The 14,243-nt window shown below is 65.9% G+C and carries 15 protein-coding genes and 1 pseudogene; 2 read left to right on the top strand and 14 right to left on the bottom strand.

The window, feature by feature from the left end; genetic code table 11:
* The 13 genes and pseudogenes from HEQ72_RS05495 to HEQ72_RS05435 all read right to left on the bottom strand — a co-directional run bounded on the left by HEQ72_RS05495 (position 1) and on the right by HEQ72_RS05435 (position 12,966).
* Positions 1-3,087: a phage tail length tape measure family protein gene (locus HEQ72_RS05495; protein WP_168022802.1), complete on the bottom strand. Its 3,087-nt coding sequence runs from the start codon at positions 3,085-3,087 to the stop codon at positions 1-3.
* Entirely contained in the window at positions 3,074-3,400 is a 327-nt protein-coding gene (locus HEQ72_RS11795) for a DUF1799 domain-containing protein (RefSeq protein ID WP_272487524.1), read from the bottom strand. The genes HEQ72_RS05495 and HEQ72_RS11795 overlap by 14 nt, the downstream gene beginning before the upstream one ends.
* Positions 3,397-3,759 (bottom strand): hypothetical protein, encoded by a 363-nt coding sequence (locus HEQ72_RS05485; protein WP_168022800.1) that lies wholly within the window; start codon positions 3,757-3,759, stop codon positions 3,397-3,399. The genes HEQ72_RS11795 and HEQ72_RS05485 overlap by 4 nt, the downstream gene beginning before the upstream one ends.
* Complete coding sequence (locus tag HEQ72_RS05480) at positions 3,756-4,706, bottom strand: phage tail tube protein (RefSeq protein ID WP_168022799.1); 951 nt, start codon at positions 4,704-4,706, stop codon at positions 3,756-3,758. Before HEQ72_RS05480 ends, HEQ72_RS05485 begins: the two co-directional genes overlap by 4 nt.
* A gap of 68 nt (positions 4,707-4,774) precedes the next feature.
* Entirely contained in the window at positions 4,775-5,197 is a 423-nt protein-coding gene (locus HEQ72_RS05475; RefSeq protein WP_168022798.1) for an acyl-CoA transferase, read from the bottom strand.
* The gene (locus HEQ72_RS05470) at positions 5,187-5,891 is read right to left on the bottom strand and encodes a DUF6441 family protein (protein ID WP_168022797.1); all 705 of its coding nucleotides are present in this window, start codon (positions 5,889-5,891) and stop codon (positions 5,187-5,189) included. The genes HEQ72_RS05475 and HEQ72_RS05470 overlap by 11 nt, the downstream gene beginning before the upstream one ends.
* Entirely contained in the window at positions 5,888-6,202 is a 315-nt protein-coding gene (locus HEQ72_RS05465) for a hypothetical protein (RefSeq protein WP_168022796.1), read from the bottom strand. Before HEQ72_RS05465 ends, HEQ72_RS05470 begins: the two co-directional genes overlap by 4 nt.
* Positions 6,199-6,504, bottom strand: coding sequence for a hypothetical protein (locus tag HEQ72_RS05460; protein WP_168022795.1), 306 nt, complete (start codon positions 6,502-6,504; stop codon positions 6,199-6,201). The genes HEQ72_RS05465 and HEQ72_RS05460 overlap by 4 nt, the downstream gene beginning before the upstream one ends.
* A gap of 26 nt (positions 6,505-6,530) precedes the next feature.
* Entirely contained in the window at positions 6,531-6,866 is a 336-nt protein-coding gene (locus HEQ72_RS05455; protein ID WP_168022794.1) for a DUF2190 family protein, read from the bottom strand.
* A gap of 105 nt (positions 6,867-6,971) precedes the next feature.
* Positions 6,972-8,921 (bottom strand): prohead protease/major capsid protein fusion protein, encoded by a 1,950-nt coding sequence (locus HEQ72_RS05450; protein ID WP_168022793.1) that lies wholly within the window; start codon positions 8,919-8,921, stop codon positions 6,972-6,974.
* A gap of 10 nt (positions 8,922-8,931) precedes the next feature.
* On the bottom strand, positions 8,932-10,455 hold the full coding sequence (locus HEQ72_RS05445) for a phage portal protein (RefSeq protein WP_168022792.1): 1,524 nt from the start codon (positions 10,453-10,455) through the stop codon (positions 8,932-8,934).
* Positions 10,452-12,473, bottom strand: a pseudogene (locus tag HEQ72_RS05440) (phage terminase large subunit family protein). The gene HEQ72_RS05445 and the pseudogene HEQ72_RS05440 overlap by 4 nt, the downstream one beginning before the upstream one ends.
* Complete coding sequence (locus HEQ72_RS05435; protein ID WP_168022791.1) at positions 12,421-12,966, bottom strand: elements of external origin; 546 nt, start codon at positions 12,964-12,966, stop codon at positions 12,421-12,423. The pseudogene HEQ72_RS05440 and the gene HEQ72_RS05435 overlap by 53 nt, the downstream one beginning before the upstream one ends.
* A 104-nt stretch (positions 12,967-13,070) precedes the next feature.
* On the opposite strand from HEQ72_RS05435, the gene HEQ72_RS05430 reads away from it, so the two are divergent.
* Both HEQ72_RS05430 and HEQ72_RS05425 read left to right on the top strand, forming a co-directional pair.
* The gene (locus HEQ72_RS05430) at positions 13,071-13,292 is read left to right on the top strand and encodes a hypothetical protein (RefSeq protein ID WP_168022790.1); all 222 of its coding nucleotides are present in this window, start codon (positions 13,071-13,073) and stop codon (positions 13,290-13,292) included.
* Positions 13,293-13,395: 103 nt separating this feature from the next.
* Positions 13,396-13,989 (top strand): DUF3489 domain-containing protein, encoded by a 594-nt coding sequence (locus tag HEQ72_RS05425; RefSeq protein ID WP_168022789.1) that lies wholly within the window; start codon positions 13,396-13,398, stop codon positions 13,987-13,989.
* Between the two features lie 28 nt (positions 13,990-14,017).
* On the opposite strand, the gene HEQ72_RS05420 is transcribed toward HEQ72_RS05425, so the two are convergent.
* Positions 14,018-14,242: a hypothetical protein gene (locus tag HEQ72_RS05420; protein WP_168022788.1), complete on the bottom strand. Its 225-nt coding sequence runs from the start codon at positions 14,240-14,242 to the stop codon at positions 14,018-14,020.
* Position 14,243: the final 1 nt, after the last annotated feature.

Raw genomic sequence — 14,243 nt, 5'->3', positions numbered from 1 at the left:
TCAGACCCGCTTGGTCATGCGCCGCGAGCCATAGGTCTCGCCCTGCGCGCGATCGAGCCTGCGGATGGCTTCTTCGATCTTGTCCTCGATGAAGACCGCGATCTCGCGTCGGCCGTCAGCACCGCGCCGCTGCTCCGTGCGGGCCGGCGGCTGGTCGCGACCGATGCGCATGTCGTAGACATTCACCGCCACGTCATTGGAGGACGCCTGCGGCAGCACCCGATCGCGACGATCGAGGTTCCACCGGTGACGCGGATCGTTACGTGTCAGAACCTCCTCGCCGCGCAGCCCCAGGAAGGGCACCTCGTCAGGCCGCAAGCCCAACATGCCGCCGGCATGGAAACGTCCAGCGCCGGCGAAGGCGCCGAGCGCCACCATGCGCGTGTGCGAGGGCGCGATCCCGACCAGCGCACCGTCATGGCCCGCACCGAACAGACCAGAAAACCAGTTGCCGATGCTCTCGAAGAAACCCGGCCCCGCGCTGGCGGCCGCCGAAGCGCCTGCCGAAGCCGCCGCCTGCGGGGCGACGACGCCGAACAGGCTCGGAAAGGCGCCAACGATCTGGGTCGTGATCGGCAGGATGAATTTCTGCTCGATCAGGGTCACGGCGATCCGCGCCGCCATGCGCCGGAACAAGCCGACAGCGCCTTCGGCGAGATTGCTGAAGACGCTTTTGCCCGCCTTGCCGGCGTTGGCGAAGCCATCGACGAGGAAGTTCGAGATGTCGCTCGACAGGCTCTTGGCCTGATCGCGGATTTCGCTGAAGTAGCGCGCCTGCTCCCTGAATGCCGCCGCCGAATCCTGGGCTTCGAGGATCTGGCTATCGACCCCACCCAACCGCTCGCGCATGGACTGCATGCGCTTCTCGCGCTCGATGGCGAGCTCCGCCGCCCGACGCTGAGAGGGGTCGCTGAGACGCGCAGCCTGTGCCTCGCGCTCGGCGGCGGCCTGCGCTTCGATGGCCCGCGTCGTCGCCTCGATCGATGCCCGGAGCCGCTCTTCGGCTGCCCCTGTTGCAAGAGACAAGGCAGCCCGGGCGTCGCGGGTCGCGGCGAGCGACCGCTCGGCGATTTCGGCGCGTTGAACGGCGGCGGTGCCCTGTGCCTCCGCCTCGGCCAGACGCCGCGCGCTCTGGGCCGCGAGTTCCGCCTGAAACGCGGCACGGGCCTGCGCTTCGGCACTTTCGACCACCCGGCCGCGCAGGATTTCCTCGGCGCGGGAGGCTTGATCGACGCCGCTGCGATAGCCTTCCAGTGCTGCCTGGCGTGCGGCTTCCGCCCGGATGACGGCGGCCTGCCCCTGCCCATAGGCGTCGGCGACGGCCAGCGTCGCCCGGGACTGGATGTCCAGCTCGCGGGTCTGGTCCTGATATTGCTGGCGCTGTTGGGCGGCGGCATCGACGACCATGCGCCGTTTGAGGGCTTCGGCTTCCAGCGCATTGAGATTGCGCTCGCGCGCGATCGTCTCGGCCTGGATTTCGGCTTCGATGATCGGGCGACGCGCAGGTGTCGCGTCATAGACCCGCTGCCGCCGCTCGAGGTCGGCGATCTGCCGCGCGGTCTCTTCGCCAATCCGCATCGGCTCGGGTGCGACGGGGGTGCGTGCCGCTGCAGCAGCCTGCACCTGTGCTTGCGCCCGTTCACCTGCTTGCCGTAGCCGGTCCAGCTCTACGCGCGCTGCTTCAACTTGCTCCTGGACCTGAAGGCGCACGGCGTTGGGCGAGCCATAGCCAAAGCCAGGAATGACTACTTCTGCATTGGGGTCTCGATAGAGCCGAGTCTCGCGATTGAAGCGGTCAAGCCGTTCGACCGCCATCTGCAGCGCATCCTCGGCTTCAGCCAGAGGATCCCGCGCACGTGGCTGGGATGGGCCGAGCAGATTGGCCGCCCCCGAGATGGCCCCTTCGACGACCTGAAGCGTGACGCGCCCGACCGCACCCCGCGCGAGACTGTCGACCAGCCGGTCCCAGGCACGACCGATCTCGTTGAGCGACTTCTGGGTCGGCGATAGCGCCTGGTCGTTGAGGCCGCGAATGCGCTCCTGCAGCGCGTCGATCGCGACCCGGTAGGCTTGAGTGCGCTCGCCCTGCTGCGTAAGCAGGCGGATATTCTCGCGCTGCGACGGGTTCAGGAAGCCGTTGAGCGCCCGATCGAGCTTGATGATGGCGTCGTAGCCACCGGTCGCGAATTCAGCGAGCTGGCGCGCCGCGTCGCTCGCAGTCGTCCCCGTCGCCGCTGCGAGATCCGGCGCCATGCTGGCAAGCCGGGGGATTTCGCCGGCCGATAGATTGGGCGTGCGGACCAGCGTGGCGATGGCCGTGCGGGCTTCATCGCGCGCTACCCCGACATCGCGCAGCTTTTCGACCAGCTCGCCGAGTTGCTCGGCGGTCGTCTGACCCTGGCGGCCCATCGCGGCCAAGGCCACGTTGAACGTGCGCGATTGTGCCGAGAGATCGAAGGCGCGCGACAGAATGATGCCGAGCGGGATGCCAACCGCCGCCAAAGCCGCCGCCGCGCCAAGTGCCACCGGCGGAATGGCGCGGAATGTGGCGCCGATCCCGCCGAAGATCTGCGTAATCTGCGGACCCTGCTGAAGTGCGATCGTCAACGGGCTCATGCCCGTCGTCAAGGTCGTGAAGATGTCGTTCAGCTGCGGCTGCAGCTGCGCCATCTGCTGGGCCGTGATGCGTGTGCGCTGGCCCTGCTGCTCGACGGTCTGCCCAAACGTCCGGGCATTGGCGTTGGCGACCAGATACTTCCGGCCGATGCCTTCGAGCACGCTGGCATGCTCGGCCTGCGTCAGCAGACCTTTGCCCAAAAGATCGGTGGCGCGGCCCTGTTCCTGAGTCGCCTGATAGCCTTGAGCATATTGCCGCTTCAACCGCTCGGCGGAACGGGCAAGCTTCTCCTGCTCCCGGTCGGCCTTCTGCGCGGAGGCGCCGGTCTTTTCGAGGGCCGCACCCGCTTCCTGCGCCGCCGTCTCGATAGACTTCAGCGCCTGCTGGCCGGTGCGTCCCGCTTCGACCAGTTCGGCCTTGAAGCGTCCGCCATCGACCTGCAGTCGGACCGAGATGTTACGGTTGGCCATCGTCCTTCTTGTCGCTTCGCTTGGTGATGCCGCGCATCAGGCCGATTTCGGCGGCTGGCAGGAATTCGGCGAGTGCGGCTCGGCTCACGCCAAGCGCATCAGCCATGAGAAACATGGCCCCAAAATCGAGCCCGACCGGGCCCATCGGCCCCATGCGCAACTGGCCCGCACAGCGCTCCAAAAGATCCCAGACCTCCCAGCCCTCGGCGGTCGCCGGGACTTCGCGGTCATAGGGGCATTCCGGGCAGCGCTCGGGGCAAGCGGCGCAATAGTCCGGCCCGCCGCCGAAATGCCATTCGGCGCGGGCGCTCAGCCGTTTTTTTCGGTTTCGATCTCCGAGATCGGGCGGGCGTAGATGCGCTCGAACGCGGCAGCCGCCTGCCAGATTTCCATCAACGCATCGACCGCGTCCGGCGATACCGGAGCGGGCTCGCCTTTCGCGTCGGCCACACCCTCCCATTCGAGGATGGAGAGCCGCGCCAGCGCCTTGATGAAAGCGACACCGCGCAGGGCGTCGATGACTTCCGAGGCTTCCTCGCCTTTCGTATCGACCCGAACCATGGCCGATTGTGCGGCGAAGAAGAGTGCTGTGCCGAAGGGGCGGACCTTGATCCGCACGCCGGGCAGCAGGTCGAGCCAATAGGGCTCGGATTTGAGACCAAGGCGGATCATGGCGTGGCTCCATAAGCGGCGATGTCGTTTTTGAGGATGGCGGTAAGCATGCGGCCGAGCGTGGGATCCTTGGCGCCGCGAAACTCGAAGGTGACCTGAATCCCCGCTGGGCCTTCGATCGGTACCGAGGGCCGCGACAGCACCGCCTCATGCACGGTGAAGATCAGGCTCGTATTGGCGTCACGCACATAGCCGAACTCGAGTTCCATCGGCGTGCCGGCGATCGCTGCGTCGATCAGCGTCGTGCCATCGACGCGCACGACGACATTGCCGGTACACGCCGCGACCGTCGGCTCGACGCTGTCGATCAGACCGTCTGAGCGGATCGTCTCGATGCGGTCGAGCCCGTTGCGGTAGACGATCTCGGCCGAGACGACGCGGCCCAGTGCCGAACCGTCGCGACGAACGGTACCCTGGAAGGAGCCGAACCGCAGCGGGGCATAGGTCGTCGGCGACAGATCGCGATCGGCATTGTCGGCACTCTCGCCCTGCGCGATGAGCGACATCGTCGCCGTGGTGAGACCATCCCGGCGCAGTGGCAGCGTGAAGCTATCGACGCGCGCGCCAAAATGAGTCCGGCGTAAGGGCACGTCCGGATTGATGGCCTGACAGGCGAGGCTCGGGATCACGGACGCCGCCGATTGGAACGTGTGCGTAAAATTGGTTGTCCCGGTCGTCGCCGGTTCGCCCAGCAGAGCCTTCAGCCAAAAGCCGATCTGTCGCGCATCGCAGGGGACGGAGACTTCGCCGTCGCAGGTGAGCGCGCCCAGCACGGCCGGCGCCGGGTCTCGGCCTTCGCCGAGCAAATCATTGTCGATCAGCTGCTGGCGGGCCGAGAGGCCATAGCGGGAGAAGCCCAGACGATGATAGTTGTCCGTCGGCGGGCTTCCGTAGGTGGCTTCAAAGGCCGCAAGCAGACGCGCATTCGCGCCGAAACCGAGCGCCATGCCGGGTCTCCTTTCTCAGTTTGAATGGTGTGGGTCGGACATCCCGCGTGACCGGGATGTCCACGAACTCAGTTCAATGGATGCGCGGTCTCGTAGATGAGCCGCACCGGCACGATCGCCGCCTTGACGTCCGCGCCGCCCTCGGGCGCCGCCGCGTCGAAATCCGGCGCGCCGACATCGATGAGATCGACAAGACCGCCCAACGTCGGATCGGCCGTGAGGGCCGTGGCAATCGCCATGAGCAGATCGTCGAGATGGCCATCGGGATCCCCCGCGCTCGAGAATGCTTCGATCCGCGCCGCGTGGGTCCAGACATAGCTCAAGGGCGAGAGCAGGATTTCAGGCTCTCCGACATCGCCATCGCGCAGGATGATCAGGCCCTCGGGCGGGAGCCGCTCGGGGCGCAGGCGGTTCCGTTCGACCTTCACCAGCGGCACGGTTTGCAGCCGGGCAAGCAGCGCCTGCAGCACTTCTTCGCGCTTACTGGCCATTCCGGTTCGCGGTGTCCCGCGCCTCCCATTCCTTGACCACCTGATCGGGCAACCGGCCAGCCCAGGCTTCTGCGGGTCCCCGCCAATCCAGAAGCCGTGGCATCTGGACCTGGCGCACGAGAATGAACATCGTCATCCATTCGACAATTCGTCCCGCCTTGACGCGCCGCGCCGTTGCGGGCCGTAGCCGCTTGCCGCTCGTCGCCCGCACCACCGGCAAGACCAGGAGCAAGACGCCCGGACGATTGGTCGGCACGAGTTCCAGATCGCGTCCAAAGCCGCCGAATTTGGTGGCGCTCTGGATGTCGTCGGGCGTCATGCGGCGGCGGCCGCCAGCTTTCATCGGCACATTCTCGGTCGGGATGGCGAGGTACCGGCCGCCGCTGCGGCGGATCAACGTGCCTTCCTCGAACACTGCGACGATGTCGGCAGCACCTCCGCGTCCACCCTTGCCGGGACGGGCAAAAACCCACGCCGCCGTGCTCAGGCTCTCCCCGCGATTTGGATAGATGTTGAGCCGGACGGCATTGGCGAGGCGTCGACCAAGGCCCGCACCCATGACCTGCGAGCGCAGATCGGACTTCAGGCCCTCGCCGGTCTTGCGCACGGCAGCCGTGACGGCCGCTTCGGCAATGCGCACCTCACCGGCCAGAATCTTGGCAAGATCGCCATCGATGCGGACATCGAGTTTCATATCGCCACCACGTCGAGCCGATAGACCCGACCATTCATCGTCGGCATCGGTGGTGCCTGGACGCGGTAAAGCTGACCGTTTGCCTCGATCGTGTCCCTTTCAGCAATGGCCGGTGCGACAGCAGCTAGGACGTCGAAGACCGTGCCGTCCTGCACCAGCTTGGCACCGCCGATATCGACCACCGGCTGGGGCTGCACCCGAATGATCCGGATCGCCTGCCCCGCGCCCGTGTCGCCCGGACGCCAGAGCGCGTCTTCGGCCAGATTGGGATCGCCAAAGAGCGTCAGCAGTGCGGCATCGAACACCGTCATGGCCGACGCTCCTGCAGCCGGGTATCGATCCGGCGCAGCAATTCCAGCTGGGCGTTGGATCGCTCCTCGATACGCGCCAGTCGCTCGACGATGGCCGAGATCGTCCGTTGGTCGTCGTCGAGCCGCTGCTCGACACGCGCCAACCGCTGCTCCTTGACGGTGAGCCGGGACTCGACCGAGGAGAACCACCAGATGAAGCCGCCAAACTGGATGAGCAGCGTGGTGATGAGGGCGAGCGGAATGCGCCGGTCGATCGTCCAATGCAGCTCCGGCGGATCGCTGGGCTTTTCCGGGAGCGGCATGTCTCGGCTTCCTTCAGGACCGCTCGTCAGAAGCTGGCGCTCAGGCGAACCCGACCGATGGTCTCGCCAGTACCGTTTCCGACAGCATCGACTGCGACACCGATCAGCGTGTTGCTGGTGGCGGTCTTGGTCGTTTCCTTGGCCGTGTTGTCCCAATAGACCTTGTCGCCCACAGCCCAGGCCTGCGACGCGGTCTTCTTGAGATCGAACACGCCGACGAGGACAGCCTCGACGGCCTCGCCGTTACCGGCGGCGGCGGTCGCCACCCCGAAGATGGCGCCCACCAGCAAGCCGTCGCCGGCCGCCACGGCATAGGGTGCCGCAAGCGTGATGGTCTTTCCGGGCTGGACATAGTTCTTCATCGAAAACTCCTCTCCAAAAAACGAAGGGCGGCAAGTCGTAAGGATTTGCGGCTGCCGCCGCAGGGCCGCCCCTTCTTGTCAGGATGATTGTGTGAAACGTGCGCCTTACGCGCCGGGGTTCTTGTAGAGGCCGCGCCAGTCGATCGCCTTCGCACCGAAATCGAGGCGGCACTTGATCTCGACGCCATCGACATCGAAGCCGTTGCGGGTCTCGATATAGGCGCCCTGCTGACCTTCGAGATAAGCAAACTCGATGGTGTCGATTTGCGCGGGGTTTGCTGCCAGGAACCAAGCTCCGGTGCTGACGGCATCGAGACGCGGTTCGGAGATCGGCGTCAGCGTGCGGATCGATTGCGGCACCACATCCCCGGTCTTCGCCGGGACGAGGTTCTGAGCGATGAGCTGCTCGGCCGCGAGTTCGAGTGCGGCCGGCACCACCAGATAGCTCGGACGGATGGTCAGAACCGTTTTCTTGTCGAGGCCGGTCTGCTTGGCCATCGAGGCGCGGCCTTCGCCGACCGCCGCCACACTGAGAGCAGTACCCGTACCGGCGAGGTTCTTGTGAGTCGCATGGAACAGCGCCACGCCATCGGCCATGGCGGCATTGGTCGTGATGATGCCCCAGACCACATCGCTTTCGAGCGTGGCGATCGCCGTGCCGTACATCGCGGGAATGCGCGTGAAGGCGTCGAGATCATCGTTGATCAGGACCTGACGCGTGATGGCGACCACGCGGCCATAGGTCTCGATGCGATAGCTCTCCTTCGACTCCGAGATGGTGCCGCGCTTGAACTCGCCGCCCTCGCTCACCTTCAGCAGCTGCGGCGCTTCGCCGAGCTGGACCCGGTTCATCGCCTTGAAGTCGGTCGCGAGCACCTGACGGCAGAACGGCACGAAGGTGCGCGGATAGACGTCATACGCCTGGCGCAGCGTCTTGTTGGTGACGGCAGACAGCACTTCCGGGAAGTCGGAGGTCGAGTGCAAAGCTCGCGTGGCGATTTCGTCGCGCGACATGCCGCGCACATTGACGCCAGCCGAGGCAAGAAACTCCCGCGACAACTCCAGGAGCGTCATGCCGCGATATTCGCGCGCGGGATCGCTCAAGCCGAACAGCGTCGGGCTGTAGCGATGCAGCAGCGCATTGGCGACTGCCTCGCGCCGGGTCAGCCGCTCGTCACGCCCGCCGAGCGGAACCGAAACATGCGGGAAGGTCCGCGTCTTCTCGGCGGTGTCCGCCACCTTGTCGAGAATGACGCGGCGGGCTTCGTCGATGGCGACCCCGCGACCGACCAGGTCCTCGGCGAGACTGCGCTCCAGACCGAGGCGGCTTGCGAGATCGTAGATGGTGCCGACCCGCTCGCGCTCCGCCGTCTGGGCATTGGCGATGAGCGCCTGCGTATCGGGCTGGGGATCGGCCGCACGGGTGATCGGCTCGGGTGCCGTCTGCGCCGGCGTGGGGGTCACGTTGGTTTCTTCCATGGGAGTCCTCATCTGTTGGGGAGCGTCGTCCCGGTCCACGACGCAGGGGATCAGCGGGTCAACCGAACGGAAGCCGGCCGCCGGATCGGCCCCGACCGGGACCGCGGAAATCTCGAAAGGTGTCCAGTCGACCGCGCGCCAGACCTCTGGCGCATTGGCGGGTCGGCTGACCTCGAAGCGATGGACCTGATAGCCAATGGAGACGGCGCGCAGATGGCCCGCCCGCACATCGGCCCAGATCGGCTCGACATCGTCGCGCTCGCTGAAGCGGACCCGGGCAATGCCCCGACCGCTATCGATCCTGGCAGTCCCCGGCACGACGGAGCCGATGACGCTGTCGAGTGTGCGGAGATCATGAACTTTGAGCAGCGGCCCCCCGGCATTGAGCCGTTCGAGCCGCACGCTGCCGGGGTCCATACTGAGTTCTTCGTCGAACGGTTCGCCGAATAGCGGCTGCCGCCGTACCCTTGCGCCCGTCGACCAGACCACCTCGATCGAGCGATCCTGCTCGTCGAGCGTGGCCGGCAACAGGTCGGCTGCCCGGCGCATCGCCGGCAATTCGATCGTGCCATGCATATTGTCGTCCTTACGGTGAGGTGAGCCCTGGGTCGGGCTGCATCACGCCGGTCTTGGTGACCCGGCGCGGGTCGCTGTCGAAAATCAGTCCGAGCGCATCGATCTTGGCGTTCATCGCGGCGATTTCGGCCAGCACCGCATCGGGATTGTGACCTTGCCGGGCGATCGCTTGTGCCAACGTCATGGTGCCGGACCGCATCGCCAGAAGGTCGGCCATGGCATCCTTCAACGGATCGACCGCTTCAAAACGCGGCGGCGACCATTCGACCGGGATGCGCGGCTGCGGGAGCTTGCCGGCCGCCCAGGCCTGTTCGGTGAACCAGTCCCAAGTGGGCTGGCAGAGCATCGGAATGACGATCTGCCACTGGACCGCATCGATCAGGCGGCGGAACTCGACGAGCCCCGCCCGGATTGACGAATAGTTGACCTGACTGAGATCGCCGGTCAGCAGCTCGTAGGGCATGCGAAAGCCTGCCGCCACGATGTGCAGCTGGGCGCGTAGCCATTCCGCCACGCCGGCCGTCGTTGCCGGCTGATTGAAGCGGATATCCTTACCGCCGCGCGCATAGGCGATGAGGCCGGGCTCGAATTGCTCTACGCGATTGCCGTCGGCGTCCACCACGGACGGTGCTATTCCCTGCTCGGCCTCGTCGGCGCCAAGCACGATGCCGACCACGCAGGCTTCGGTCTTCTTGCGAACCAGCTCGGCTTGCGTCCAGTCGTCAAGATCGCGCAGTGCCCGCATGACCGGCGTGCCCCATGGCACGCCACGTACTTGGGCGCGCTGCTTCTCGTATAGATGCACGATGTCAGTCGCCGGGATCGCGAGACTGTCGAGACGCCGCCGCGTCGTGACCACGCTGTCGCCCGGGTGCTGCGCGAAAAGCCAGAAGGCACGCCGCTGTCCGAGGCTTGAGAACTCGATCCCCTGAACGACACGACCACCGTCCGCGAGATCGCCATTGCGCCCGGCGTCGAGCATGTCGGCTTCGAGCAACTGCAGCTGCAGCGGCACGTCCAGTCCGTCATTCGCACGACGCGGGCGGCGACGCAGCAGCACTTCGCCTGCTTCGATCATCTGCCGACAGGCCAGGGTTTGCAGACCGAGAAAGTCGAGCTGGCCGTCGGCATCGCAGCGCGCCGACCATGCCTCCCAGAGCGCATTGACCTGCGCGTCGAGCTTGTCGTTCCCGCTTACGGCACGGGCAATGATGCCTGAGCCGATGATGTTGTTGACCAAAACCGATACCGCCTTGGCGGCATGCGGATTGTTGCGCACGAGATCGCGCATGCGGTCGCGGAGCAACCCGCCCGCGACGGCGATCTCGCTGTCGGCCGATGTTCCGGCCGCGCGCCATCCATCGGGTGGACGGTTTTCGGCACCCCCGGCGATTTCACGCTCGATCGTGCGGATCCGCGACAAGAGGTCGGCGGCGGAGCCGTACTCGACGGTCTTGCCGTCGTAACTGACCCGCAACGTGCCAGACGCGTAGGCGCGTCGCAGCGCATCGAGTTCCGCATTGGTCCAGCTCATCGCAACCATCCTTTATCCACGCCCGAGAGCCAGTCGGATCGGCGTTTACCGCCGGCAACGGGCGCACGCGCCAGCACACCGGCTGCGATCGCGGCGTCGGGTTTCACATCGACGATTCCTTCAGGCGCCGGTCCGACCTGATCTTCCAGATCGCGCCATTTCTCATCGGTCCAGCGATCCGCACCCGCAATCCAGGCGGCCGCCCGGGCGTAGACCCGGCAGTCGAGAACTTCGTTGCGTTCGCGAAGCTTCTGCCATTCGAGCCGCTGGAATCCCCGACGGGTCTTCACGCTCACGAGTTGCTCGGCGACGAGCTGCTTCACCCACTACGCTTCGAGCCCGCGCGGCAGATGCACGAAGCCCGCCGGATATTGCGCGCCCTCGGCGATTTCCTCGTCGGTCGGGCGCATGAGCCGCAGATGCCGATAGGTCTCGCTTTTGAACGTCGCCACCGCGACCGTCCAGAGACGAGCGCCGCGCCGCAGCTTGCGGCCGGCTTCCGTGACGTCCACGAAACTTGGGCCCACGACGGGTGCGGCCCGGTTGAAGCCTTCGACACCCTTCAGGGGTGCGACCTGCGCATGGCCCGCCGATCGTGCCCAGGCATAGACGGCCGGCGACTCGTAGCCGCTATCGATGCCAAGTTTCGCGAGGCCAAGCCGGGCGCCATGGGCATGCGGCCAGGTCCGATCGAGGAGGCCTGAGAGCTGCCCCCAAGTCTCGGCATGCTCCGGCCCGCCATCGATGACGATATGGTCGACGAACCAGCTGGTCAGTCCCCGTCCCCAGGCCCAGACCGAGACCTCGATCCGGTCCTTCTGGACGTCGGCGCCTGCGGTCAGGAACAGACCGCCGCTCGGCACGGTGCCGATCTGCCAGTCCTCGCGGCGCTCATAGAGACGCTGCCAATCGGACGCTTCGCCGGTTTCGATCCAGATCTCGCCCAACACGCCGTTCTTGAAACTGCGCTTGGCTTCATCGGTCGCCAGCGACGCTTCCCACATGCGCGCGATCATCGCCCAGCTCATCCAGCCGACCGGCGAGTAGAGCGCCGACAGATGAAACCCGATCGTGCCGGGATCGGAGGCTTCCGCCGTCGGTCGCCAATCGCCGGCATGGAGCATCTCGATCTTGTGGTGCTCTTCGATCTCGCCGTCGCAGGCTTCGCATTGGTAATGCGCGGTATCGGGTTTTCCCTTCTCCCAGCGCAGCCGCTCGAAGCGCAGCCACTGCCGATGCTGGCAATGCGGGCACGGCACGAAGAAGCGTTGCTGATCGGATGCCTCGAACTCCCGCTCGATCCGCGACACGCCATGGATCGTCGGCGTCGAAGCGAGAAACACCTTCGATCGCCACGAGAAGGTGCGCGTGCGCGCCTCCGCGAGTGCGACCGGATCGCCTTCCTCGTCGGCCGAGGGCGGATAGGCGTCGACCTCGTCGAGAAAGAGATAGCGCGCCGGCATCGAGCGCAGGCCGACCGCGCTGTTCGCACCGGTGATTACCAGAAGACCAGCCGGAAACTCCTTCGATAGGACCGTGTTGCCGGCGTCCCGCGCGCGCGCCGGTTTGACGCGCTCCCGCAGGGCCGGGCTTTCCGCGATCAACGGTTCGATGCGCTGGCGCGAGAAGCGCTTGGCAAGCTCGACGGTAGGCTGCACCGAGAGCATTGGACCCGGCGCATGATGGATGACATAGCCGATCCAGTTATTGCCGGCCTCGGTCGCCCCGACCTGTGCTGCCTTCATGAACACGATGCGCCGAGCGGGGTGCGACGGCGACAGCGCGTCCATGATCGCACGCATATAGGGAGTCCGGTCAGTTCGATAGCGCCCCGGTTCGGCCGATGCGCGCGGGCTCAGAAAGCGATGCTTATCCGCCCATTCGGAAACAGTGAGCAGCGGATCCGGGGTGAGACCGTCGCGCCAGGATTGCCATAGCTCTTCAGCACCCTCGAAGCCGAACAGATCAACGGAACTCTGGTCGGACCTCGGCAAGTTCGGCGAGGTGGGCGCGGACATGTGTCTCTAAAGCCTTCTGCATCGGATGCGCCTCCACGCCAAGCTCGGCCGCGATCAGCGCGGCGACACGGGCGGGCCAATTGACCCAGGTGTCCCGCTCCTCACGCGCCATGCGGAAGACAAGTGCGGTCGCGCGCGCCCGGTCGATCAGTTCGCCCTTCATGCGCTGGAGCCGAAGGCGCGCGAGATGCGCCTTGGCGATCTCATGCGCAGTCCGCGCCTGGACGAAGGTCACGTTGCCGCTCGCCGGCAGGCCCTGCTCTTTGAGGGTCTCCCGGACCGATCCCATGGCCGCTTCGGCCACGGGCTTGAGCTTCTCGGGCTTGGCCTTGGACCGTCCGGGATCGGTCGAACGCTCCCAGGCAATGTCGGCCTTGGCCGGGTCGATCGTACCGTCCGCTTCCAGGGGTACCCGCCCGGCCTTGGCGGCACGCAGCACTGCGACGTGGCTCACGCCGCGATGCCGGGCATAGGCGCGGATTGATAATCCCATGATCGTCCCGGCTCGAAGAAAGCAATCAAATCATGCGCTTAAGAGCTTGGCTCCGGGCCACAGCAGCGCGTGTATGGCGTCACCATCAAGGAACGGAGAGCGCCATGACCAAGCCCCCGCTTAAGCAAACTGCCCTCGACGCCTTCATCGCCCGCAAGGCCGAAATCGACGCGATGCTCGACCGGCTAAAGACCCTGAGCGACGACCATTTCGACTACGCACCCGACGACATCAATTGGGGCCATGTCGGGACGCTCGCCCATTACGCCGAGCTTCTGAAGCGCATCACCGACAGCGCGTTCAAGGAAGGCGAACACGCCGAATAGACGGCTCCCCGCCCCGCTCCTGCCCCGACCGGCCAGGCCGGCGGGGCTTGGGCTCGTAGGAGGGCCGCGATGGTCGCGGCTCGCCAAGCAAGGAGCCCACACCATGGCGAAACTTTCCGATTCCCAACTCGTCGTTCTTTCGACCGCCTGCCAACGCCCGGATGGCTGCGTCTTCCCGGTTACCCTGAAACTCAAGGGCAATGCCGTCGGCAACGTCCTGAAGAGCCTCCTCACCAAGGGATTTCTCGAAGAAGTCCCTGGCCGCGCAGACGATACCGTCTGGCGCTACGACGATGGCGCGCCGCTGACGCTACAAGCGTCGCGCGCCGCCTATGACGAACTTGGTATCGAGCCCGAGACGGATCCCGCCACCGAGGGACGCCATGCTGCCGCCATCGACGATGGCGGACTGGTGGGCGGCACCCCAGCCGAGCAAGGCATCGTCACGGCCAGGATCGAAACCCGAGCGCAGAAGACCGATCAGGCGCCGCGCACGCGCGGAGACAGCAAGCAGGCCAAGCTCATCGAGATGCTCAAGCGCCCCGAGGGCGCCAGCATCGAGGAGATCGTCGCGGCATTCGACTGGCAAGCCCACACGGTCCGGGGTGCGATTGCCGGCGCCCTAAAGAAGAAACTCGGTCTCGACGTGACGTCGGAGAAAATCGAAGGGCGCGGTCGGGTCTATCGGATCGCCTGATCGCCATAAACATCAGCGCCGTCGGGCATCAAAGCCTGACGGCGCTTTTGCGTTCGGCGCGCACCCGGAATTCCTCGAACACGCGGCGCAGCGCAAAGGACCGGGCAATCGACACTGCCGTGAAGATCAAGCCGATGACCAGATTGTCGGCGAGCGACACATGCAGACCGAAGATCGGGAAGACCGCGATCTGCGTCAGCACCGCGATGCCAAAGCCGATCACGACATTCGCGATCGATTCGACCAGCGACATG

Origin of the sequence: Haematospirillum sp. 15-248 (genome assembly GCF_012102665.1) — a bacterium.
Lineage (GTDB): Bacteria > Pseudomonadota > Alphaproteobacteria > Rhodospirillales > Rhodospirillaceae > Haematospirillum.
Note: the sequence above shows the minus strand (reverse complement) of the source record. Positions and strands in the feature narration are given on the sequence as shown.

Bases quoted from the DNA above. Each gene is read 5' to 3' on its own strand.
- HEQ72_RS05455 (WP_168022794.1), bottom strand. From the start codon at position 6,866: ATGAAGAACTATGTCCAGCCCGGAAAGACCATCACGCTTGCGGCACCC.
- HEQ72_RS05480 (WP_168022799.1), bottom strand. From the start codon at position 4,706: ATGGCGCTCGGTTTCGGCGCGAATGCGCGTCTGCTTGCGGCCTTTGAA.
- HEQ72_RS05465 (WP_168022796.1), bottom strand. From the start codon at position 6,202: ATGACGGTGTTCGATGCCGCACTGCTGACGCTCTTTGGCGATCCCAAT.
- HEQ72_RS05470 (WP_168022797.1), bottom strand. From the start codon at position 5,891: ATGAAACTCGATGTCCGCATCGATGGCGATCTTGCCAAGATTCTGGCC.
- HEQ72_RS05430 (WP_168022790.1), top strand. From the start codon at position 13,071: ATGACCAAGCCCCCGCTTAAGCAAACTGCCCTCGACGCCTTCATCGCC.
- HEQ72_RS05435 (WP_168022791.1), bottom strand. From the start codon at position 12,966: ATGGGATTATCAATCCGCGCCTATGCCCGGCATCGCGGCGTGAGCCAC.
- HEQ72_RS05425 (WP_168022789.1), top strand. From the start codon at position 13,396: ATGGCGAAACTTTCCGATTCCCAACTCGTCGTTCTTTCGACCGCCTGC.
- HEQ72_RS05445 (WP_168022792.1), bottom strand. From the start codon at position 10,455: ATGAGCTGGACCAATGCGGAACTCGATGCGCTGCGACGCGCCTACGCG.
- HEQ72_RS05495 (WP_168022802.1), bottom strand. From the start codon at position 3,087: ATGGCCAACCGTAACATCTCGGTCCGACTGCAGGTCGATGGCGGACGC.
- HEQ72_RS05475 (WP_168022798.1), bottom strand. From the start codon at position 5,197: ATGGCCAGTAAGCGCGAAGAAGTGCTGCAGGCGCTGCTTGCCCGGCTG.
- HEQ72_RS05460 (WP_168022795.1), bottom strand. From the start codon at position 6,504: ATGCCGCTCCCGGAAAAGCCCAGCGATCCGCCGGAGCTGCATTGGACG.
- HEQ72_RS05420 (WP_168022788.1), bottom strand. From the start codon at position 14,242: ATGTCGCTGGTCGAATCGATCGCGAATGTCGTGATCGGCTTTGGCATC.
- HEQ72_RS05485 (WP_168022800.1), bottom strand. From the start codon at position 3,759: ATGATCCGCCTTGGTCTCAAATCCGAGCCCTATTGGCTCGACCTGCTG.
- HEQ72_RS05450 (WP_168022793.1), bottom strand. From the start codon at position 8,921: ATGCATGGCACGATCGAATTGCCGGCGATGCGCCGGGCAGCCGACCTG.